The 21,619-nt window shown below is 71.3% G+C and carries 21 protein-coding genes; 11 read left to right on the forward strand and 10 right to left on the reverse strand.

Going from position 1 to position 21,619, the window contains the following annotated elements; genetic code table 11:
- Window position 1: 1 nt before the first annotated feature.
- Together ACTMTF_RS39415 and ACTMTF_RS39420 are read left to right on the forward strand one after the other, a co-directional pair.
- Entirely contained in the window at window positions 2-805 is an 804-nt protein-coding gene (locus ACTMTF_RS39415; RefSeq protein ID WP_441115228.1) for a slipin family protein, read from the forward strand.
- Window positions 802-1,521, forward strand: coding sequence for a hemerythrin domain-containing protein (locus ACTMTF_RS39420; protein ID WP_441115229.1), 720 nt, complete (start codon window positions 802-804; stop codon window positions 1,519-1,521). Before ACTMTF_RS39415 ends, ACTMTF_RS39420 begins: the two co-directional genes overlap by 4 nt.
- Before the next feature lie 19 nt (window positions 1,522-1,540).
- On the opposite strand, the gene ACTMTF_RS39425 is transcribed toward ACTMTF_RS39420, so the two are convergent.
- Window positions 1,541-2,776, reverse strand: a complete 1,236-nt coding sequence (locus tag ACTMTF_RS39425; protein WP_441115230.1) for an alpha-hydroxy acid oxidase — start codon at window positions 2,774-2,776, stop codon at window positions 1,541-1,543.
- Window positions 2,777-2,859: 83 nt separating this feature from the next.
- On the opposite strand from ACTMTF_RS39425, the gene ACTMTF_RS39430 reads away from it, so the two are divergent.
- A complete protein-coding gene (locus tag ACTMTF_RS39430; RefSeq protein WP_441115231.1) occupies window positions 2,860-3,462 on the forward strand; it encodes an HD domain-containing protein in 603 nt (200 codons plus the stop codon).
- Window positions 3,463-3,694: 232 nt separating this feature from the next.
- On the opposite strand, the gene ACTMTF_RS39435 is transcribed toward ACTMTF_RS39430, so the two are convergent.
- From ACTMTF_RS39435 to ACTMTF_RS39450, 4 genes are all read right to left on the reverse strand, one after another.
- The gene (locus ACTMTF_RS39435) at window positions 3,695-3,970 is read right to left on the reverse strand and encodes a DUF4031 domain-containing protein (protein ID WP_441115232.1); all 276 of its coding nucleotides are present in this window, start codon (window positions 3,968-3,970) and stop codon (window positions 3,695-3,697) included.
- A 34-nt stretch (window positions 3,971-4,004) separates the two neighbouring features.
- Complete coding sequence (locus tag ACTMTF_RS39440) at window positions 4,005-4,823, reverse strand: HAD family hydrolase (RefSeq protein WP_441115233.1); 819 nt, start codon at window positions 4,821-4,823, stop codon at window positions 4,005-4,007.
- 18 nt (window positions 4,824-4,841) lie between these two features.
- Window positions 4,842-6,011 (reverse strand): cytochrome P450, encoded by a 1,170-nt coding sequence (locus ACTMTF_RS39445; protein WP_441115234.1) that lies wholly within the window; start codon window positions 6,009-6,011, stop codon window positions 4,842-4,844.
- 108 nt (window positions 6,012-6,119) lie between these two features.
- Window positions 6,120-6,407, reverse strand: coding sequence for a hypothetical protein (locus ACTMTF_RS39450; protein ID WP_441115235.1), 288 nt, complete (start codon window positions 6,405-6,407; stop codon window positions 6,120-6,122).
- A gap of 232 nt (window positions 6,408-6,639) precedes the next feature.
- Between ACTMTF_RS39450 and ACTMTF_RS39455 the strand changes: the two genes are divergently transcribed.
- Together ACTMTF_RS39455 and ACTMTF_RS39460 are read left to right on the forward strand one after the other, a co-directional pair.
- Window positions 6,640-7,878, forward strand: coding sequence for a hypothetical protein (locus ACTMTF_RS39455; RefSeq protein ID WP_441115236.1), 1,239 nt, complete (start codon window positions 6,640-6,642; stop codon window positions 7,876-7,878).
- Window positions 7,879-7,903: 25 nt separating this feature from the next.
- A complete protein-coding gene (locus tag ACTMTF_RS39460) occupies window positions 7,904-8,593 on the forward strand; it encodes a DUF2786 domain-containing protein (protein ID WP_441115237.1) in 690 nt (229 codons plus the stop codon).
- A gap of 64 nt (window positions 8,594-8,657) precedes the next feature.
- On the opposite strand, the gene pgm is transcribed toward ACTMTF_RS39460, so the two are convergent.
- A complete protein-coding gene (pgm, locus tag ACTMTF_RS39465; protein ID WP_441115238.1) occupies window positions 8,658-10,289 on the reverse strand; it encodes a phosphoglucomutase (alpha-D-glucose-1,6-bisphosphate-dependent) in 1,632 nt (543 codons plus the stop codon).
- Between the two features lie 104 nt (window positions 10,290-10,393).
- Here pgm and ACTMTF_RS39470 point away from each other — a divergent pair, with 104 nt between their 5' ends.
- From ACTMTF_RS39470 to thrS, 3 genes are read left to right on the forward strand one after another with little or no spacing between them, the layout of a single operon-like run.
- Window positions 10,394-11,290 carry a TIGR03564 family F420-dependent LLM class oxidoreductase gene (locus ACTMTF_RS39470; protein ID WP_441115239.1) on the forward strand — a complete coding sequence of 299 codons (897 nt, stop codon included), beginning with the start codon at window positions 10,394-10,396 and terminating at the stop codon, window positions 11,288-11,290.
- Window positions 11,291-11,320: 30 nt separating this feature from the next.
- Window positions 11,321-11,926 (forward strand): glycoside hydrolase family 25 protein, encoded by a 606-nt coding sequence (locus ACTMTF_RS39475; RefSeq protein WP_441115240.1) that lies wholly within the window; start codon window positions 11,321-11,323, stop codon window positions 11,924-11,926.
- A 38-nt stretch (window positions 11,927-11,964) separates the two neighbouring features.
- Window positions 11,965-13,929, forward strand: coding sequence for a threonine--tRNA ligase (gene thrS, locus ACTMTF_RS39480; protein ID WP_441115241.1), 1,965 nt, complete (start codon window positions 11,965-11,967; stop codon window positions 13,927-13,929).
- 120 nt (window positions 13,930-14,049) lie between these two features.
- Here thrS and ACTMTF_RS39485 read toward each other — a convergent pair whose 3' ends face one another.
- Window positions 14,050-14,772 (reverse strand): PIG-L deacetylase family protein, encoded by a 723-nt coding sequence (locus ACTMTF_RS39485; protein WP_441115242.1) that lies wholly within the window; start codon window positions 14,770-14,772, stop codon window positions 14,050-14,052.
- A gap of 91 nt (window positions 14,773-14,863) precedes the next feature.
- Here ACTMTF_RS39485 and ACTMTF_RS39490 point away from each other — a divergent pair, with 91 nt between their 5' ends.
- Together ACTMTF_RS39490 and ACTMTF_RS39495 are read left to right on the forward strand one after the other, a co-directional pair.
- The gene (locus ACTMTF_RS39490; RefSeq protein WP_441115243.1) at window positions 14,864-15,889 is read left to right on the forward strand and encodes an RNA polymerase subunit sigma-70; all 1,026 of its coding nucleotides are present in this window, start codon (window positions 14,864-14,866) and stop codon (window positions 15,887-15,889) included.
- A gap of 111 nt (window positions 15,890-16,000) precedes the next feature.
- On the forward strand, window positions 16,001-16,465 hold the full coding sequence (locus ACTMTF_RS39495) for a hypothetical protein (RefSeq protein ID WP_441115244.1): 465 nt from the start codon (window positions 16,001-16,003) through the stop codon (window positions 16,463-16,465).
- 25 nt (window positions 16,466-16,490) lie between these two features.
- On the opposite strand, the gene ACTMTF_RS39500 is transcribed toward ACTMTF_RS39495, so the two are convergent.
- Window positions 16,491-17,063 (reverse strand): Asp23/Gls24 family envelope stress response protein, encoded by a 573-nt coding sequence (locus ACTMTF_RS39500; protein ID WP_441115245.1) that lies wholly within the window; start codon window positions 17,061-17,063, stop codon window positions 16,491-16,493.
- 82 nt (window positions 17,064-17,145) lie between these two features.
- On the opposite strand from ACTMTF_RS39500, the gene ACTMTF_RS39505 reads away from it, so the two are divergent.
- Complete coding sequence (locus ACTMTF_RS39505) at window positions 17,146-17,676, forward strand: HIT family protein (protein WP_397016743.1); 531 nt, start codon at window positions 17,146-17,148, stop codon at window positions 17,674-17,676.
- Between the two features lie 13 nt (window positions 17,677-17,689).
- Here ACTMTF_RS39505 and ACTMTF_RS39510 read toward each other — a convergent pair whose 3' ends face one another.
- Window positions 17,690-19,255: a glycoside hydrolase family 10 protein gene (locus tag ACTMTF_RS39510; protein WP_441115246.1), complete on the reverse strand. Its 1,566-nt coding sequence runs from the start codon at window positions 19,253-19,255 to the stop codon at window positions 17,690-17,692.
- 121 nt (window positions 19,256-19,376) lie between these two features.
- Window positions 19,377-21,515 carry an elongation factor G-like protein EF-G2 gene (locus ACTMTF_RS39515; RefSeq protein WP_441115247.1) on the reverse strand — a complete coding sequence of 713 codons (2,139 nt, stop codon included), beginning with the start codon at window positions 21,513-21,515 and terminating at the stop codon, window positions 19,377-19,379.
- Between the last annotated feature and the right edge of the window lie 104 nt (window positions 21,516-21,619).

Consider the following 21,619-nt stretch of genomic DNA (forward strand, 5'->3'; position numbering starts at 1 on the left):
AATGAACGCCATTGTCACTGTGCTCATCGGAGTCCTGGCGCTGACCGCGCTCTGGGCCTGCCTGAGTGTGCGGGTCGTCAAGCAGTTCGAGCGGGGCGTGGTCTTCCGGTTCGGCCGGGTCCGTCCGGACACCTTCGGCCCCGGACTCGCCGTGCTCCTGCCGATCGCCGACCGCCTGCACAAGGTCAGCATGCAGATCGTCACCCTGCCCATCCCCGCGCAGGACGGCATAACCCGCGACAACGTGACGGTCCGGGTGGACGCCGTCATCTACTTCCGTGTCGTCGACCCGGTACGCGTGATCGTCGACGTCCAGGACTACGAGTCCGCCATCTGCCAGGTCGCGCTGGCCTCCCTGCGATCGATCATCGGCAAGAGCGAGCTCGACGACCTGCTGTCCAACCGGGAACGGCTCAACCAGGGCCTGGAACTGATGATGGACAGTCCGGCCGTCGACTGGGGCGTGCACATCGACCGCGTCGAGATCAAGGACGTCGTGCTGCCCGAGACGATGAAGCGATCCATGTCACGACAGGCGGAGGCGGAGCGGGAGCGGCGCTCCCGCGTGATCACCGCAGAGGGGGAGCTGCAGGCCTCGGAGAAGCTGGCCCAGGCCGCCGAGACCATGGCAGCCCACCCGGCCGCCCTCCAGCTGCGCCTGCTCCAGACCGTCGTCGAGGTCGCCGCCGAGAAGAACTCCACCCTCGTGCTGCCCTTCCCCGTCGAGCTGCTCCGCTTCCTCGAACGGTCCACCCCCGCCGAGCCCGAGGAGCGTGCCGCCTACGAGCCGAGCGTCCTGCGGTGAACGGGGACATGCCGACGCGCCAGAGCGGCGATGTAGCGACGCGCCAGAGCGGCGACTCCCTGGCCGGCGAACACGCCCAGCTGCTCGCCCAGGTCACCGCCCGCGCCAGGGACCTGCTCGCGGTGGCCGCCCAGAGCCGCTGGCCCGAGCGCGAGCTCCAAGCGCTGGCCGCCTACCTGCGCGCGGAGGTCATCCGGCAGATCAGCGACGAGGAACGGCTGCTCCTCCCCACCTACGGCACGGCGCCCGTCCTCGCCTGGCTGGCTCGCGACCACGCCCGGCTCCGCGCCGCCGTCGACGCGATGGTCAGCGCGGCCGGCGGCAAGCGCCGCTGCTCGGTGACGCGGCTGGCCACGATGACCCGCGACCTGATCACCCAGCTCAGCGACCACTTCACCACCGAGGAACGCCTCCTGTCCGGGCTCGGCGCCCCGGCGGCGGCGACCGCCGCGCTGGGGGCTCACCCGCATCGCTGGTACGCCCTCACCGAGGGACCGGTGGTCGACCTGGACTCCCTGCCGGCCGCCAAGGCGACCGAGGCTGTCACCGACCGGTTGCGCCGGCTGCGCCGCGACGAGGAGATCGAGCTGCGCTCCAGCCACGACCTGAACTCACTGTGCTGGTGGCTGTCGGCGTCCGGGCGCGGCGACTACGGCTTCGCCTACCTGCGCGAAGGGCCGGACCAGTGGTGCGTGCGGGTGACGCGCCGCCGGTAGCGGGCAGGGCGGTTCGCGCTCAGCGCAGGCGTACCACGTCCGCGTCCAGCCTGCCCACCCCACCGACGCCCAGCAACTGCAGCGTGCGCACCAGCTCGCCGTGGAGGAGCTGCAGCACCCGGTCCACGCCCGGCTCACCGCCCGCCATGAGACCGTACAGGTAGGCCCTGCCGACGAAGCAGGCCCTGGCCCCCAGCGCGACCGCGGCCGCCACGTCGGCGCCACAGCGGACGCCGCCGTCCAGGAACACCTCGGTGCGGTCGCCCACCGCCGCCACCACCTCCGGCAGCAGCTCCAGCGGCGTGGGGGAACGGTCGAGCTGACGGCCGCCGTGGTTGGAGACCACCACGCCGTCCACCCCCAGAGCCGCCAGCTCCTTGGCGTCGTCGACCCGCTGCACGCCCTTCACCAGCAGCGGACCCTTCCACTCCGAACGGATCCACGACAGATCCCGCATCGTCACCGTCGGGTCGAACAGCAGGTTCGTGATCCCCGCCAGGTCGTCGGGCGCCCCCACGACGGTGGCGAACCGCAGCGGCTCACTGGTGAGGAAGTCGAACCACCAGGCCGGCCGGCCCACCGCCCGCAGGACGCTGCCCCAGCGCAGGGAGGGCGGCATCGTCATGCCGTGCCGCACGTCGCGCAGCCGCGCCCCCGCCACCGGCACGTCCACGGTCACCACCAGCACGTCCATGCCCGCCGCGCGGGCCAGGCGCAGCGACTCACGGGTGCGGCCCCGATCGCGCACCACGTAGAGCTGGAACCAGTTCCAGCCACCGGGCGCCGCCGCCGCGACGTCGGCGGCCGTCGTGGTGCCCATCGTGGACAGGGTGTACGGCACCGAGGCTCTGGCCGCCGCCCGAGCCACCGCGCGCTCACCCTCACGGTGCATCATCCGGGTGAAACCCGTCGGCGCCAGCACCACCGGCATCCCGATCCGCCTGCCCAGCACCTCCACCGAGGTAGGCGCCTCCGCGACGTCGCGCAGCACCCGTGGCCTGAACTCCACCCGCGCGAACGCCTCCACCGACCTGGCCAGCGACACCTCGCCCTCGGCGCCCCCGTCCACGTAGTCGAACACCATGCGCGGGGCCCTGCGCAGCGCCAGCCGCCGCAGGTCGGCCACGTCGGCCGCCGCCGCCAGCCGCCGCGCCCGCGACGCCAACGGCCGCGGCCGGCCGGGCATGAACGCCCGCAGCTCCCGCCAGCGGGGCAGGCGCCGGGGATCATCCGATGTCGCGTCGATGCCCGACACGTTAGCAACCCGCCCGCCGCTCGTCTCCCGGCCGCACGCACCTATCGTGGACCCATGCTGACCGACCGACGGGTGGTGGGGCCATGCTGACGGGGTGGCTGGCTGAGGTAGGGGAGTCGCCGGCGGCTGAGGCTGTCGGCGCTGAGCTGGTGGCCCGCTGGTCGGAGGCGCATCGCCGCTATCACACGCTCACTCACCTCACCGCCGTGCTCGCCGCCGTCGACCGGCTCGCCGACGTGGCCGACGACCCGCGCGCCGTACGGCTGGCCGCCTGGTTCCACGACGCCGTCTACGACGGCAGGCCCGGCTGGGACGAGGAGCGCAGCGCCCAGCTCGCCCAGTCCAGGCTGCCGCGCTGCGGCGTGCCGCCCGCGCGGATCGCCGAGGTCGCCCGGCTGGTACGGCTGACCGCCGCGCACGACACGCTCACCGGGACCGACCGCAACGGCGCCGTCCTGTGCGACGCCGACCTGGCCGTGCTCGGCGGCGACGGCTACGAGGAGTACGCGGCGCGCATCCGTCAGGAGTACGCCCACGTGCCCGACGACCTCTTCCGCCAGGGCCGGGCCCAGATCCTGCGCCGGCTGCTGGCCGTACCGCAGCTCTACAGGACCCCGCAGGCGCGAGAGCTGTGGGAGGGACGAGCGCGCGCCAACATGAGCGCCGAGCTCGCGACCCTGGGGTAGGCGCGCTGGCGTCGTGGAGCCGCGCCTTGTGGAGATGAGGAAGCGTTTCAGTCCGCCGCGCGGCGGATGTCGAGACGTTGGAGCCTCAGTCGCCGTGCTCGCGCACCTCGCCGCGCTCGCCGAGCAGATCACCGGCGTTATCCCGGCGGTGCGGTGAGCCCGGCGGGGCGAAGCCTGGGGCGGGGAACGAGGCGGGGCGGGGCGGTGACGGCTGGGGTGGTGGACGGGCGCGTCAGGTTGGTGGGCCGTGGACCTTGCGGCGGCGCAGACCCGCGTCGATCAGGCGGCGGAGCAGCTCGCGGGAGCTGACCGCGTGCGCGCCCAGCGACACCGCCCGTGCGTGCACGCTTTCCGGCACGTCGTAGTGGTCCCGGTCGAACGCCCGCGCCGGCACGCCCAGTCGGACGGCGAAGTCGTGCAGCTCGGCGTGGGAGGTGTCGCTGACCAGGTGCGACCACATCAGGCCACGTGGGCCGGGCCAGTGGGGAGGGTCGATGAGCACGGTCACGACGCCAAGGATAGGGCGCTCGTGAGCAGGAGGCTCAGGGGGAGGCGACCGGCAGGACCCTGCCGTGCACGGTCAGCTCGCCGAGGTCGCTCACCACCAGGTCCGCGCCGAGGTCACCCAGCCCCGCGCGGAGGTCGCCCAGGTCCGTGGCGTGGTCACCCAGTCCCGGACCGAGGTCGCCCAGATTCGTGGTGCGGCCGTCCCTGTCGACCGCGATCACCTGGCCGAAGCCGCCCTTGCGGCCCGCCTCGATGCCGGGCAGCGCCGCCTCCACCACCGCGGCCCGGCTCGCGGGCAGGGCCAGGCGGCGTACCGCCTCCAGGAACAGTGCCGGGTCCGGTTTGCCCGGGAGGTTCATCAGGGCCGCGTCGCTGCCGTCGACCAGGACGTCGAACAGGTGCGTCACGCCCGCCGAGCCCACCAGCTTGCGGCCGTGCAGGCTGGCCGAGACCGCCGCCGTCCGCGCGCCCCGGTGGCGCAGTTCGTGCAGCAGCGCCACGGTGGACGGGAAGGCGGCCACGCCGTACTTGTCCACCTGCGCCAGGAAGTGCGCGTCCTTGGCGAGGCCGAGCCCGTGCACCGTGGGCGCGCCGGGCTCGTCGTCCGGCGCGCCTTCGGGCAGCGTGATGCCGCGCGAGGCCAGGAAGGTGCGGACGCCGTCCAGGCGCGGCCGGCCGTCGACATGGCGCAGGTAGTCCGCCTGGATGTCGAAGGGCGTCGAGCGGCCGCGCAGGAAGGTGTCGAACACGTGCTTCCAGGCGGCGGCGTGCCCCCGGCCGGTGTCGGTCACCACGCCGTCGGTGTCGAACACGACGGCGCTGATCGCGGCCAGGTCGATGACTTTCTCGTCCACACCGCGAAGGTAACCCGGCTACCAGGCGACGGGTAGCTCATCCACGCCGTAGACGATGGCCAGTTTGCGCCACGGGACCTCACCGGCGACGTGCAGGCCGGGGAAGCGGCGCAGCAGTCCCCGATAGGCGATGCGCATCTCCATCTGGGCCAGCGGCGCGCCGAGGCACCGGTGGATGCCGTGCCCGAACGACAGGTGCGAGCCAGCGGTCGCGCGCCCGGGCCTGACCTGGTCCATGTCCTCGCCCAGGTTCGGGTCGCGGTTGGCGGCGGCCAGCGAGCAGAGCACCAGCTCGCCCTTCTTGATCAGCTGCCCGTGCAGCTCCATGTCGTCGCGGGCGAAGCGGGGGAAGGCCACCTGCACGACGGTCATGTAGCGCAGCAGCTCCTCGACCACGTCGTGGACGTAGCCGTCGACCTCGCGCACCTTGGCGGCCTGCTCGGGGTTCTCCAGCAGCCACAGGGTGCCGAGCGCGAGCATGCTGGTGCTGGTGTCGTGGCCGCCGGTCAGCAGGCCGTCGGCCATGCTGGCCAGCGTCCGGTCGTCGAGCTCGTCGCCGTGGTCACGGAGCAGCTGGCCGAGCAGCCCCTCGCCGGGGTTCAGCCGCTCGCGGGCCACCAGCTCCGTCAGGTACGACATCGCGTCGTTGACCGCCTGCAGCGACGCCTCCGGGCCGGCGGTGAAGTCGAAGCGGTTCGTGCTGATCTTCACGAAGTCGGCGCGGTCCTCGTGCGGAACGCCGAGCAACTCGGAGACGACCAGCGACGGGAGTGGCAGCGCGAACTCCTCCATCAGGTCCACGGGGGAGCCCTTGGCCTCCATCCGGTCCAGGTGCTCCTCGACCATGGCCTCGATGCGCGGCTCCAGCCGGCGCAGGCGGCGCATGGTGAACTCGGGCGTCAGAAACCTGCGCAGCCGCGTGTGCTCGGGCGGGTCGCGGAAGCCGAGGCCGCCGGGGTCCTCCTGGTTGGAGCCCAGGCCGATCACGCCGGCGAAGTCGTTGCTGAAGCGCTCATGGTCGCCGAGCACGTTGCGCACGTCGTCCCACCGCGTGACCAGATACACCGTCTGCCCGCCGGGAATGGCCATGGGGTAGACCGGGTGCTCGGCGCGGATGCGCGCGAGCTCGGCGTCGGGATCGAACCCGTCGCGCATGAACTGGACGAGGGGGAACTCTGAGTCAGTCATCGCAATCCGTCCTATTGGGATGCATCACACCATGTTGGGATAAATCCCTCGATGAATGGTCCCATCCGTAGGCAGGGCGTACCCCCTCCAGAAGGACGAGATTTCATCTCAACCTGGCGCGAGCACGCTGGTCATCTCCTCGGGCGGCGGCAGGGTACGGTCGCGGGCCCGCAGCGGCGGCTCGGGCGGCGGCGCCTCCGCCGTCATGGACGGCGGCGCCGGCTTGGGCCTGCGCGGCTCGCGTACGCCGCCACCGTCGGAGGGGTCGTCGAACGGCGGGTCGTCGAACGGCGGGTCGTCCGCGCCGGGATCGTGCGCCTCGCCCGGCCCGAAGCCGGGCCGCGGGCCGAGCGCGCCACTGGGGAAAGCGCGGCGCTTACGGGATCGCTTGCTCACAAGCCCTCCTAAGGCCGATTCGGCCCCTCCATTGTGAGTCTCGAACCCCGGGAGCGCGACGGTCCTCATGATGTGATTTTGGTACGTTCCCGCGCGTTGATCATGCAGGTGGGACGTATGGGGAAAGAGGGGCAAAGTGGGGCAGCAGGCGGCGTTTGGCGTACAAGATGGCGACATTCTGCGATGATCTCGTCGTTTAGAGCCCGAGACTGAGCCTCACGGATAGTGACTGATGCCCACATTCGAGGAAATCACTGCCTTCATCACAGACAAGCCGCTCGCGACCGCTGTCATCACCCTACTGAGCCTGGCCGGCCTGGTGCTGGCCTATCTGGTGCTCAGAGTCGCCTGGCGCGCCCTGACCTGGCTGGTCGCCCGTTACGTCGCCCCCCGCCCCATCGAGGACGTGCTGACCGTCGTCGCCGCGTCCATCGCGACCGGCGTCTCCGCGCAGGGCATGTGGCGCTTCTCCGGTGACGTGCTGGGCCTGGACGGCCCCCTCCGGCTGCTGCTGTTCGCCTTCATCGAAGTGGCCATCATCACCTCCGCCGTGCGGGCCCGCCGCAACATGCGCGAGAACTTCTCCGCCGGCATCGACGGCATCGCCGTCTGGGCGCTGACCTGCCTGACCGCGGTGCTGTCCAGCATGGACGCGCGCAGCCTGCCCGAGGCGGTCTTCAGGCTCGCCGCGCCGCTGGTGGCCGCCTGGCTGTGGGAGCGCGGCATGGCCATCGAGCGCCACCGCATCCGCGGCACCGGGCGGATCAACTGGCGCCTCACCCCCGAGCGGCTGCTGGTCAGGATGGGCATCGCCGAGGTCAGCGACCGCACGGCCAGCGAGGTCGACGCGCACCGCAGGCTGACCCGCGTCGCGCTGGCCGCCAAGCGGGCCAAGGCGCTGCGCGAGGGCGGCGCCTCCGAGCGCAAGGTCCGCGCCGCGCTGGCCAAGCTGGACAAGGCCATGGACCAGGCCGTCGAGCACACCGGCCTGGCCGTCGACGCCACCCGCCAGGAGGCGCTGCTCGCCCAGATCGCCGCCCTGTACAACACCTCCGCCCTCATCGACGCCGACCCGCGCGTGCCGTGGGAGCCGCACGCCGACCACCACCCGGTGCCCGCCCGCCCCGCGCTGCCACCGGCGCTGGCCGAGCTCGTCGACGAGGAGGACGAGGACATCGTGATGCTCGACTCCACCCCGCAGGTCGTCGACACCGCCCAGCGGGCGGCGCTGATGAGGGCGGCCAGGGAGTTCTGGGACCGGCAGATCGCCAAGGGCATCGTGCCCCGCACGGTCGACATCGCCCAGGAGATCGGCATCTCGCTGACCACGGCGCGCGAGTATCGTTCCCTGTGGAAGCTGGAGCCGCAGGCGCACGCCCTCATCGAGGCGCTCTACCACCAGCACGGCATCGTCGACACCGGCGCCTTCCCCGTCATCGCCGCCGACGGGCGGGTGCTGACCAAGTCGTAAAAGGTCAGAGGAACGAGGGAGCGGGGTGCGCGGACGCACGCTGGAGCGGGTCAGGAAACTGCTGGCCAAGGCCGAGCGTACGGACAACGAGCACGAGCGGGCCGCCTTCATGGCGGCGGCGTCCGCGCTCATGGCCAAGTACGGCATCGACTCCCTCGATCCGGAGCGGCCCCGCCAGGCTCCCGGCGACCGGATCGTCACCGTGCCCGGCCCCTGGGCCAGGGAGAAGGCCCGGCTGGTCAGCCTGGTAGCCCAGGCGCTGCGCTGCCGCCCGCTGCTCATCGGGCGCGCCGACGGCGGGCACCGGGTGCACGTGTTCGGCCTCGCCGCCGACCTGGAGCGCGCGGAGCTGCTGGCCACGTCGCTGCTGCTGCAGATGGCCTCCGGCCTGGCCCGCGTCCGGCCGCCGGGCGAGGTGACGGCCGTGCGGGCCTACCGGCGGTCGTGGCTGCTCGGCTTCACCGACGAGGTCTACCGGCTGCTGCGCGAGGCCGAGAACCGGGCCGAGGCGGAGGCGCCCTCGGTGGGCACCGCGCTCGTGCTCGCGGACCGGCACGCCGAGGTCGAGCGCGCGGTGGCGGCGGCCTACCCGCGCATCCGCCTCAGCGTCCCCCGCACCAGCGGCAGTGGCTACGGCGACGGCGTGGCGGCCGGCCGCCGGGCCGACCTGGGCCGCACCCGCGTCCCCGGCGAATCGACCCGCGAACTGACCTGACCGACCCAGGACCGACCTCGCACCAGCCTCCCCGGGCCCAGGCCGGGGGACCGGCCCGCTCAGCTCAGCTCAGGGCCGAGGAGACCAGTGTGCGGGCCTCCTGCTGGACTTTCGCGAGGTGGTCCGGGCCCTGGAACGACTCGGCGTAGATCTTGTAGACGTCCTCGGTGCCGGACGGGCGGGCGGCGAACCAGGCGCTCGCCGTCGAGACCTTGACCCCGCCCAGGGCCGCCTCGTTGCCGGGCGCCGAGGTCCGCACCGAGGTGATCGGCTCGCCGGCCAGGCTGGAGGCGGTCACCTGGTCGGCCGACAGTTTGGCCAGCACCGCCTTCTCCTCCCGCGTCGCCGGGGCGTCCACCCGGGCGTACGCGGGCTCGCCGTACCGCGACGTCAGCGACCGGTAGTGCTCGCTGGGCGAGCGGCCGGTGACGGCCTGGATCTCGGACGCCAGCAGCGCCAGGATGATCCCGTCCTTGTCCGTCGTCCACACCGAGCCGTCACGGCGCAGGAACGACGCCCCCGCGCTCTCCTCGCCGCCGAAGCCGAGCGAGCCGTCCAGCAGGCCGGGCACGAACCACTTGAAGCCCACCGGCACCTCGTACAGGCGTCGCCCCAGCGAGTCGGCGACCCGGTCGATGATGCCGCTGCTGACCATCGTCTTGCCCACCCCGGCCTCGCGCGGCCAGCCGTCGCGGTGCTCGTACAGGTAGGAGATGACCACGGCCAGGTAGTGGTTGGGGTTCAGCAGGCCGCCGTCCGGAGTGACGATGCCGTGCCGGTCCGAGTCGGCATCGTTCCCCGTGGAAATATCGTATTTATCCCGATTCGCGATGAGCGAGGCCATGGCATGCGGTGACGAGCAGTCCATCCGGATCTTGCCGTCCCAGTCGAGCGTCATGAACCGCCACGTCGGATCGACCAGCGGGTTGACCACGGTCAGGTCGAGCCGGTGACGCTCGGCGATCTCCCCCCAGTAGGCGACGCTCGCGCCGCCCAGCGGGTCGGCGCCGATCCGCACGCCGGAGGCCCGGATCGCGTCCAAGTCCACGACGTTCGGCAGGTCGTCCACGTACGCGCCGATGAAGTCGTGCCGGCCCGCCGCCTCCAGGGCCTTGGCGTACGAGACGCGGCGGACCCCCTTGAGGCCCTGCGCCAGCAGCTCGTTGGCGCGGTCCTGGATCCACGAGGTGATGCCGGTGCCGGCGGGCCCGCCGTCCGGCGGGTTGTACTTGAAGCCGCCGTCGGCCGGCGGGTTGTGCGACGGCGTGATCACCACGCCGTCGGCCAGGCCCGACGTGCGGCCCCGGTTGTAGGTGAGGATCGCGTGCGAGACCGCGGGCGTCGGTGTGTAGCCGTCGCGGGAGTCGATCAGCACCCGCACCCCGTTGGCCGCGAGCACCTCCAGCGCCGACACCCGCGCGGGCTCCGACAGCGCGTGCGTGTCGATGCCCAGGTACAGCGGCCCGTCGGTGCCCTGGTCCCGCCGGTACTCGCAGATGGCCTGGCTGGTGGCCAGGATGTGGTCCTCGTTGAACGCGGCCTTCAGCGACGAACCGCGATGCCCCGACGTGCCGAACGCCACCCGCTGGGCCACCTCACCGGGGTCCGGATGGAGCGCGTAGTAGGCGGTCACCAGCCTGGAGACGTCGACCAGGTCGGCGGGCTGAGCGGGCTGTCCCGCGCGTTCGTCGGTCATGTGGCCACTTTACAAAGGGCTGCTGAAACAGCCGGGTCGACACCCGTCCGCGTTCAAGATCGGAGTTACACTCGCCTCAGCCAACAGAATGGAGTTCTGGAGCCATGCGATTCGGACTGCTCCTCAACGAGCCCACCGGCCAAGATCCGTTCGCCGAGCTGAGCGAGGAGATCGCGAGGGCGGCCGACGACGGCTTCGACTCGGCCTGGATGTCGCACATCTTCGGCCTCGACGCGCTCACCGCGCTCGCCGTCGCCGGCCGCGGGCACGCGATCGAGCTCGGCACCGCCGTGGTGCCGATCTACCCGCGCCACCCGGCCGCGCTCGCCCAGCAGGCCATGACCGTCAACGCCGCCCTGGGCGGGCGGCTGACGCTCGGCATCGGGCTCTCCCACCGGATCGTGATCGAGGACATGTACGGCTACAGCTTCGACAAGCCGGCCAGGCAGATGAAGGAGTATCTGGAGGTCCTGCTGCCCGCCTCCCGCGGCGACCAGGTCGACTACACCGGCGAGACCGTGAAGGCCAACATCCGGCTCGGCGCGCCCGGCGCGGGCTTCCCGGTGCTCGTCGCCGCGCTCGGCCCGCGCATGCTGAAGCTGGCGGGCGCCGTGGCCGACGGCACCGCGCTCTGGATGACCGGCCCCAAGACCGTCGCCGACCACATCGCGCCCACGATCAACGCGGCCGCCGCCGAGGCCGGCCGCGAGCGCCCGCGCATCGTCTGCTCGCTGCCCGTCAGCGTCACCGACGACCCCGCCGCCGCCCGGGCGCGCGCCGACGAGATGTTCGAGGTGTACGGCCAGCTCCCCTCCTACCGGGCCATGCTGGACCGCGAGGGCGCGGCCGGGCCCGGGGACGTGGCGATCGTCGGCGACGAGTCCTCCGTCCGCGCCCAGATCGAGCAGCTCGCCGAGGCCGGTGTGACCGACTTCGGGGCCGCCGTGTTCGGTGACCGCAGGCGCACTCGCGCGGTGCTGATCGGCGCGTCGAAGGGCTGACCAGGAGGTGTCCCCCTAAACTCCGGCACGATGAAGGGCTTGCTGCACGGCATAGACGTGTCCAACTGGCAGGGCTCCGTCGACTGGGGCTCGCACGCCAGATCGGGGGTGGCGTTCGCCTTCGCCAAGGCCACCGAGGGAGGCGACTTCACCGACCGGTGGTTCGCCCGCAACTGGGACGGCATGCGGGAGAGCTGGATCGTCTGCGGCGCCTACCACTTCGCCCGTCCCAAGGGTGACCCCGCCGAGCAGGCGCGCCACTTCCTGCGCACCGTCGGGACGGCGGGCGGGCTGCGCCGGGGCGACCTGATCGCGCTCGACCTGGAGACCGCCGACGGCCAGCGGCCGGAGGAGGTCGCCCGCTACGCCCGCCGCTGGTGCCGCGTCGTCGAACGCCGCTCGGGCGTACGCCCGTTCATCTACACCTACCACTCCTTCGCGGCCGCGGGTCACTGTGCCGGCCTGGACGAGTATCCGCTCTGGATCGCCAGCCCGCACAGCCCGCGCGGCCGGCCCACGGTGCCCCGGCCCTGGCAGGACTGGACGATCCACCAGCACGCCAACAGCCCCGTCGACCGTAACGTGTTCTACGGCAGCCGCCGGGACCTGACCAGGCTGGGGTACGACCCGCGATAGCATCGGATCACCATCTCGCGCCACCCAAGGGAGTCATCGTGTCAGCCGAGCTACGCATCACCCTCGCCGGAGCCGAGCGTGTGGTCGCGGCCGGCACGACGGCCGGCGAGGCGCTGGAGGCCGACGGCCGCACCGTCATCGCCGCCCAGGTCAACGGCGAGGCCCGGGACCTCGCCTGGCCGCTGGAGCAGGGCGACGTGGTCGAGCCCATCGACGTCTCCAGCGAGCAGGGCAGGGCGATCGTCCGCCACTCCACCGCCCACGTCATGGCGCAGGCGGTGCAGGAGCTGTTCCCCGAGGCCAAGCTGGGCATCGGCCCGCCGGTCGACAACGGCTTCTACTACGACTTCGACGTCGCCCAGGCCTTCCACCCCGACGACATCAAGCGCATCGAGAAGCGCATGCGCGAGATCGTCAAGCAGGGCCAGCTGTTCTCCCGCCGGGCCGTCAGCGACGACGAGGCCCGCCAGGAGCTCGCCGGCGAGCCGTACAAACTGGAGCTCATCGGGCTCAAGGGCGGCGCCGCGGACGAGGAGTCGGTGGAGGTCGGCGCGGGGCAGCTGACCATCTACGACAACCTCGACGCCAAGACCGGCGACCTGCGCTGGAAGGACCTGTGCCGCGGCCCGCACGTGCCGTCGACCCGGTCCATCCCCGCCTTCAAGCTCATGCGCTCCGGCGGCGCCTACTGGCGAGGCAGCGAGAAGAACCCGCAGCTCCAGCGCATCTACGGCACCGCCTGGGAGTCCCGCGACAAGCAGGACGAATACCTCAAGCTGCTGGAGGAGGCCGAGAAGCGCGACCACCGCAAGCTCGGTGCGGAGCTGGACCTGTTCAGCTTCCCGCCGGAGCTGGGCAGCGGACTGCCGATCTTCCATCCCAAGGGCGGGATCATCCGCAAGGAGATGGAAGATTACATGCGCAGGCGGCAGGGCGAGGCGGGCTACGAGTTCGTCAACACCCCGCACATCACCAAGTCGACGCTGTTCGAGACCTCCGGCCACCTGCCGTGGTATGCCGAGGACATGTTCCCGCCCTTCGAGCTGGAGGGCATCGAATACCGCGTCAAGCCGATGAACTGCCCGATGCACAACCTGATCTTCCGGGCGCGCGGGCGCTCCTACCGTGAGCTGCCGCTGCGGCTGTGCGAGTTCGGCTCGGTCTACCGCTACGAGAAGTCGGGCGTCGTGCACGGCCTGACCCGGGTGCGCGGCATGACGCAGGACGACTCGCACATCTACTGCACCCGTGAGCAGATGGTCGGCGAGATCAAGAGCCTGCTCACCTTCGTGCTGAGCGTGCTGCGCGACTTCGGCCTGGCGGAGTTCTACCTGGAGCTGTCCACCCGCGACGACTCCGACAAGTTCATCGGCGACCCGGCCGACTGGGACGAGGCCACCGCGGCGCTGCGCCAGACGGCCGAGGAGTCGGGGCTGGAGCTGGTCGACGACCCGGGCGGCGCCGCCTTCTACGGCCCCAAGATCTCCGTCCAGGCCAAGGACGCGATCGGCCGCACCTGGCAGCTGTCCACCATCCAGCTCGACCTCAACCAGCCCAAGCGGTTCGAGCTCGAATACCAGGCCGCCGACGGCAGCCGCCAGACGCCCGTCATGATCCACCGGGCGCTGTTCGGCTCGATCGAGCGCTTCCTCGGCGTCCTCACCGAGCACTACGCGGGCGCGTTCCCGCCCTGGCTGTCCCCGGTCCAGGCGGTCGGCATCCCGATCGCCGACGCCCACGCCCCCTACCTTCAGGACATCGCCAAGCGGTTGCGCGAGCGCGGCATCCGGGTCGAGGTGGACGTGGCCGACGACCGCATGCAGAAGAAGATCCGCAACGCGCAGAAGGCCAAGGTGCCGTTCATGCTGCTCGCGGGCGACGACGACATCGCCAACGGCGCGGTGTCCTTCCGCTACCGCAACGGCGAGCAGAAGAACGGCGTCCCGGTGGACGAGGCGATCGCCGAGATCGTCAACGCCGTGGAGCGTCGCGTCCAGGTCTGAACGAAGCACCCGCCCGGCCTGGCGCGCACGGCTTCCCTCGGGAGCCGAGCGAGCCAGGCCGTGACCGTCCGGCGACCGACCTGTTCGCTCACCGACCTGTTCGGGCGGCGGGGTGGTCGGTCAGCGGGGATAGAGGCGGAAGGTCACGGCGGGACGCCCGGCGAAGCGCTCGGCCGCCTGGCGGACGCTGTCCTCGATGAAGGTGCGGGCGTAGGTCTCCGGGTCCTCGTCGGTGAGGGCCTCGATGTAGGCGCGGTGCTCGATCAGCGAACGTACGCCTGCCTCCAGGCCGTCGGTGACGTCCACGGCGTGGGTGGGGGAGTCGGTGCCCGCGACGGCCACCCAGCGCACGCCGTCCCACGGCTCAGCGTCGATGTCCGGAAATATCCATCTGTTTCCGGCGTCGGCGGCGGCGTCCAGCGTGGCCCTGCCGACCGCCTTGTGGTCGGGGGTGTTCCACACCGTGCCGCCCCAGGTGTCGTCGAAGTTGAGCGTGATCACCAGCTCGGGGCGGTGCCTGCGGATGGCGGCCGTGAGGTCCCGGCGCAGCGTCGTACCGTATTCGATCACGCCGTCGGCGTGGTCGAGGAACTCGACGCTCGGCACGCCGACCACCGCGGCACTGGCGCGCTGCTCCCGCTCGCGCACCGGACCGGCCTTGGCCGGTTCGAGTGTGTCGATGCCGGCCTCTCCCCGGGTGGCGAGGAGGTAGGCGACCTCCCGCCCTTCGCCGGTCCAGGTCGCCACGGCCGCCGCGCAGCCGTACTCCAGATCGTCGGGGTGTGCCACCACGGCCAGGGCGCGCCGCCAGTCGGTGGGCATGGGGTTCAGCTGCTCAGCCATAATCGTCACCCTAAACCGGTCAAGGCCAGAAACCGTCGGTCCCGAGGTCTACGATGACCCGCGTGAACGGGCGAGCCGGGGGGCGAGTGCGGTGACGGGGCCACAGCGGGCGGCGCAGGCGAGCGAGGTCGTCGAGGCGATCCGGGCGGGCGATCAGGCGGCGTTCGCCGAATCGGCCGAGCGCTATCGGCATGAGCTGCAGGTGCACTGCTACCGCATGCTCGGGTCCTACACCGATGCCGAGGACATGGTGCAGGAGGCGTTGCTGAAGGCGTGGCGCGGGCGGGAGACGTTCGAGGGGCGTTCGACGTTCAGGGCGTGGCTCTACCGGATCGCCACGAACGTGTGCCTCGACGCGCTGTCCGGCCCGGCCCGCTCGCGGGAGGTCGTGGTGACCATGCAGGCGGGCGAGCGGTCGGCGCCGGCGGAGGTGCCGTGGCTGCAGCCGTACCCCGATCGGCTGCTGGACCTGGCGGGGCCGGGTGAGGGGGAGCCGGACGCGCTCGTGGTGGCCAGGGAGACGATCGAGCTCGCCTACCTGGCCGCGATCCAGCACCTGCCGCCGCGCCAGCGGGCGGTGCTCATCCTGCGTGACGTGGCGGGCTGGCCGGCCGAGGAGACCGCGGGGGCGCTGGAGATCAGCGTGCCGGCGGTCAAGAGCGCCCTGCAGCGAGCCAGGGCGACCCTCCGCCTCCACCTGCCCGAGCGGCGCTCCCGGTGGGGCCCCGCGAGCGAGCCCAGCGAGGAGGAGCGGGCGGTGCTGCGGCGTTACATGCGCGCCTCGGAGGAGGGCGACCTGGTGAGCCTGGCCGCACTGCTCCGCGAGGACGCCCGCCAGGCGATGCCGCCCGCCGTCCTGCTGTACGTCGGGCGCGAGGCGATCCTGGACATGTGGCGTCCGGTCATGGCGGGGCCGCAGGCGTGGGGCGAGTGGCGCTCGATCCTCACCTTCGCCAACCGGCGGCCCGCGGTGGCCAACTACGTCCGGCGCGACGGCGAGACCTCGTTCACGGCCGTCAACCTCGACGTGCTGCGCGTCGAGGACGGCCTGATCGCGGAGATCACCACGTTCGGCCCGGACGTGCTCGGCTCCTTCGGCCTCCCTGACACCCTCTGACCAGCCGAAAGGGAAATTTCCAGATTAAATCCTCTGGACCGATTCCTTTCGCCGCGTCCTCCGGTCATATGGGCAACACCGGTTGAAACGACGAACCAGAGGGATCACGACATGACCGAGCACACCGACATCGACACCGGCACCGACACCGACACCGTTGGGCCCGACGCCCAGCTCAAGGCCCTGGACCGGCTGGTGGGCACCTGGCGGGTGGCCGGCGGCGCCGAGGGCACCGTCACCTTCCGCTGGCTCGACGGCGGCTTCTTCCTCATCCAGGAGGTCGACCTCGAGCAGTACGGCCAGCGGATCAAGGGGGTGGAGGTGATCGGCCGGGAGCGGCCCTTCGGCGCCGACCGCCCCGGCGAGGACATCAAGTCCCGCTTCTACGACAGCCAGGGCAACACCTTCGACTACGTGTACGAACTCGACGGCGACACGCTCACCATCTGGGGCGGCGAGAAGGGCTCACCCGCCTACTACCGGGGCACCTTCAGCCCGGACGGCGACACCGCCACCGGCGCCTGGGTGTACCCGGGCGGTGGCGGCTACGACTCCCGGATGACCCGGCTGGGGTGACGCGGGCGGGGTGCGGCCGCGAGTTCTAGAACGGGTCCTCCTCCTGGGGGTCCGGGCTCGGTCTGGCCTCGCCCGGGAGGCGGACGTCGTCGACCGTGACGTTCACCTCCACGACCCGCATGCCCAGCATCCGGCTCACGCTCCTGGCGACGTTGGCCTTGACCTCGGCGGCGACCTCCATTACGACATGGCCGTACTCGACCACGATCGTCAGGTCGATGCCGACCTGGCGGTCCTGGATCTGGGCGCTCACCCCCTGGGTGCCGCGCCGGGATCCGATGCCGATGCGGTCGCGTACGGACTCGATGGCGCGCGCGAGGTCGCCGCCGAGGTCGGCGACGCCCGCCACCTCCAGGGCGGCCAGCGCGGCGACCTTCTCCACCACCTCGTCGGCCACCGTGATCCGTCCCTTGACGACGGGGGCGTGGGGGGCCGGCGAGGTGTCGCCGTACGGCGGGGAGCCTGGCGCGTGGTCGCCGGGCGGGGCTGAGGGGTCGGCGGAGCCGTTGGGCGCGGTGGTGAGCGCGCTGTCGGAGGGGAGGTCGTCGTCGGCGGTGGGCTCGGTCGGGGCGGTGTGCACGGCTAGGGCGTCGCTCATGGCAGCCTCCTTCGGGCGTGTCTGGATTGTGCCGGATGCGCACCCCGTTTGTCCGCTGACCCGTGGCCCTATGCTGCTAGATATGCACGATCAGGCAGGAGCCGGGGAGCCGGACAACTTCCAGCGTCTGTGGACTCCGCATCGCATGGCCTACATCAAGGGTGAGAACAAGCCGACGGGGTCGGGGCCTGACGACGGCTGCCCGTTCGACGCGATCCCCAAGATGAGCGACGAGGACGGCCTGGTCGTCGCCAGGGGCGAGGTGGTCTACGCGGTGCTCAACCTCTACCCCTACAACTCCGGCCACCTGATGGTCGTGCCCTATCGCCACGTGTCGGACTACGACGAGCTCGACGCCGCCGAGCTCTGCGAGCTGGGGGAGTTCACCCAGCGGGCGGTGCGGGCGCTGCGCACGGCCAGTGGCGCGCAGGGCTTCAACGTCGGCATGAACCTGGGCCACGTCGCGGGCGCGGGCATCGCCGCCCACCTGCACCAGCATGTGGTGCCGAGATGGGGCGGCGACACCAACTTCATGCCGGTGGTCGCCCGGACCAAGGTCCTGCCGGAGCTCCTGCGCGACACCCGTCAGCTGCTCGCCGACACCTGGCGGTGAGCGGGCGGCCCGATCAGGACGCCTTCACCTTGATCTTGACCGCCTTGCTCTCGTTGTGCAGGCGGTCCAGCGACGTCACCAGGTAGGTGCCGGCGGACGGGGCGGTGAACGACGGGCCGTTCGTCACGGCGACGAGGGTGCGGGCGTCGGTGGTGTGGCAGTCGTCGCCCGACTTCGGCACCTGGTAGACGGCGTACGAGCGTGCTCCCGGCATGGCCGTCCACGTCACGGCCGTGCCGGCGGCCTTGACGTCCGACGGCGCGGCCGGGGCCTGGCCGCCGCGCTCCTTCATCAGGGGAAGCAGGGCCGGGTGGCTGTAGTGCGCCTTGGCGACCCGGTCGATGGCTCCCAGCGGGTTGGTCAGCAGTTGCTTGCCGCTGAAGTAGACGTCTCCGTCGATCTGCTCGTGCTTGCGGTTGAGCGTCAGGTGGGCCGACAGCTCGCCCGGCTTGGTCCAGGCGGCCTCGTCCTTGGCGCCGACCCGGTAGAGGGCCTGGCCGATGTAGAGGTGGACGTCGGTCCCCTTGACGGCACCGGCCCACCAGGGCGCCAGCGCCTTGTAGTTGGCCGTCTTGTGGCTGCGCGACCAGTAGAGCTGGGGCATCACGTAGTCGACGGTGCCGGACTTGATCCAGGCGCGGGCGTCGGCGTAGATCGAGTCGTAGGCGGACATGCCGCCGGTGTTGGAGCCGCTCGGGTCGTTGGACTTGTTGCGCCAGATGCCGAACGGGCTGACGCCGAACTTGACGTGCCCCTTGGTGGCGTGGACGGCCTCGTCGACCTCGGCGATCAGCTTGTTGACGTTCTGGCGGCGCCAGTCGGCCAGCTTCTTGCCCTTGCCATACTTTGTAAAGGCGGCGGCGTCGTCGAACGTGCCGCCCCCACCCGGGTAGGGGTAGAAGTAGTCGTCGAAGTGCACGCCGTCGATGTCGTAGCGCTTCACCACGTCGGTGACGACCTTGGTGACATGGTCGCGGACCTGGGGCAGGCCGGGGTTGAAGTAGACGCGGTCGCCGTACTTGACGGTCCAGGCCGGATGGCGGCGCGCGGGGTGGTTCGACGGGAGCTTGGAGACGTTCGCGTCGTAGGAGGCGCGGTACGGGTTGAACCAGGCGTGAAACTCCATGCCCCGCTTGTGCGACTCCTGGATGAGGAACGGCAGCGGGTCCCAGCCCGGGTCCTTGCCCGCGGTGCCGGTGAGGAAGCGCGACCACGGCTCGATCGACGACTTGTAGATCGCGTCGGCGGCCGGCCGCACCTGGACGAAGACCGCGTTGAGCCTGCGCTTGGCGGCGGCGTCGAGCAGCTTGACGTACTCGGCCTTCTGGCGCTCGACCGTCAGGCCCGTGCGGGAGGGCCAGTCGATGTTCTGGACGGTGGCGATCCACACACCGCGCAGCTGCCGCTTGGGATATCGGGCGTCGGCCGTGCAGGCGGCGGTCTCGACCGTCTCGGTCGTCTTCTTCTTGGCCGCGGTGGCCGCCGTGCTCTGGTCAGCTCCGGGGCCGAAGGTGTAGGCGGCACCGGTGGAGACGATCGCGAGGGCGGCAACGGCTAGGAGTGGGCGTCCGGTTCGCATAATGCTACCCAGTGTGACATCAGCTCCGGCGTGCTCCGTACGGAAAAAGGAAATCGACTTGTGATGCCATTGTGATGAACGGTGGCGCTGTGCCGGGAGGGGCGAATCTCCCGGCCCCGCCTCACTCCGTCTCCGCGACCTTGCCCACCAGATGCGGCGGCAGCGGCTCGTAGCGCAGGAACGCGCGGTGGAAGGTCCCGGTGCCGTGCGACATGGACCGCAGGTCGATCGCGTAGCGGGTGAGCTCCAGCTCCGGCACCTCGGCCTTGACCAGCGTGCGGCCGGTGCCGACCGGCTCGGTCCCGAGCACCCGCCCGCGGCGTGCGGAGAGGTCGGACATCACCGCGCCGACGTGGTCGTCGGCGACCAGCACCGACAGCTCGTCCACCGGCTCCAGCAGCAGCGTCGGCACCTTCGCGGCGGCCTCCTTCAGCGCGAGCTGACCGGCGATCTGGAAGGCCATGTCGGAGGAGTCCACCGAGTGCGCCTTGCCGTCGTACAGGGTGACGCGCACGTCGACCATCGGGTAGCCGGCGACGACGCCCCGCTCCATCTGCGCTCGCACGCCCTTCTCCACCGACGGGATGAACTGCCTGGGCACCACGCCGCCGACGATCTTGTCGACGAACTGGAACCCGCCGCCGGACGGCAGTGGCTCGACCTCCAGGTGGCAGATGGCGTACTGGCCGTGGCCGCCGGTCTGTTTGACGTTGCGGCCCATCGCCTGGCATTTGCCGCCGAACGTCTCGCGCAGCGGCACGCGCAGCTCGACCCGCTCGACCTCGACGCCGTGGCGCTTGGACAGGCGGTCCAGCAGCACGTCGGTGTGGGCCTCGCCCATGCACCACAGCACGAGCTGCCGGGTCTCGGGGTTGTTCTCCAGGCGCAGGGTCGGGTCCTCGGCCACCAGGCGGCCCAGCGCCTGGGACAGCTTGTCCTCGTCGGCCTTGGATCGGGCGCGGATCGCGATCGGCAGCAGCGGCTCGGGCATGCTCCAGGGGGTCATCAGCAGGGGCCGGTCGACGTCGGAGAGCGTGTCGCCGGTCTCGGCCCTGGACAGCTTGGCGACGGCGACGATGTCGCCGGCCACGCCCTTGGCGGCGCCGCGCTGCTGCTTGCCCAGAGGGCAGGTCAGGGCGCCGATGCGCTCGTCGAGGTCATGGTCCTCGTGCCCGCGGTCGGCCAGGCCGTGGCCGGAGACGTGCACGGTCATGTCCGGCCGCAGGGTGCCGGAGAAGACGCGGACCAGGCTGATGCGGCCCACGTACGGGTCGCTGGTGGTCTTGACGACCTCGGCGACCAGCGGGCCGTCGGCGTCGCAGGCGATGCCCTGGACCGGCTTGCCGTCGAGGGTGGTGATCTCGGGCATCGGGTGTTCGAGCGGGGAGGGGAAGCCCTGGGTGATGAGCTCCAGCAGCTCGGTGGCGCCGACGCCGAGCCCGGTGCAGAGCACGGGGTAGAAGCTGCCCCGGGCGACGGCCTTCTCCAGGTCGTCGATGAGGACGCCGGTGTCGATGTCCTCACCTTCGAGGTAGCGCTCCATGAGCGACTCGTCCTCGCTCTCCTGGATGATGCCTTCGAGCAGGACGCCGCGGTGCTCCTCGATCTGGGTCTGGTACTCCGTGCCCGGCTCCTTCTCGGTGCGGGAGCCGGTGGCGTAGTTGTAGAACTTCTGCGTCAGCAGCCCGATCAGCCCGTTCACATGCCCGTTGGTGATCACCGGCAGGTAGAGAGGGGCGACGCCGTCGCCGAAGATATCCTGGCAGGTGGCGAGCACGTCGTCGAAGTCCGCCCGCTGGTGGTCGATCTTGGTGATCACGACGGCCCGGGGCATGCCGACCTGGGCGCACTCCTCCCACAGCATCTGTGTCAGGCCGTCGACGCCGTCGCAGGCGGACACGACGAACAGGGCTGCGTCGGCGGCGCGCAGCCCGGCGCGCAGGTCTCCGACGAAGTCGGCGTAACCGGGGGTGTCCAGCAGATTGATCTTGATGCCGGTGTGCGTGATCGGTGCCAGCGTGAGGTTGACCGAGCGCTGCTGGCGGACCTCGACCTCGTCGAAGTCGCTGACGGTGTTGCCGTCCTCCACCCGGCCGGGCCGCTGGATGGTGCCGGTGGCGGCCAGGAGCTGCTCGACCAGGGTGGTCTTGCCCGATCCTGAGTGGCCGACCAGGACGACATTGCGTATCGCGTCCGCCTTGTCGGCCGCTGGTGCCCTGCCCGCGGCTCCCATGGCACTGGTTGCGTTCTTGTCCGCCACATCGCCTCCCGCGTCGTCGTTGTGCGTGCCAACGCCGCGCCCGCACGGAGGGGATCAGGACCGCATGGACGCGGTGTGTTCACCAAATACCCCTGTGGCGGATA

It is taken from the genome of Nonomuraea sp. ZG12, assembly GCF_052068115.1.
Lineage (GTDB): Bacteria > Actinomycetota > Actinomycetes > Streptosporangiales > Streptosporangiaceae > Nonomuraea.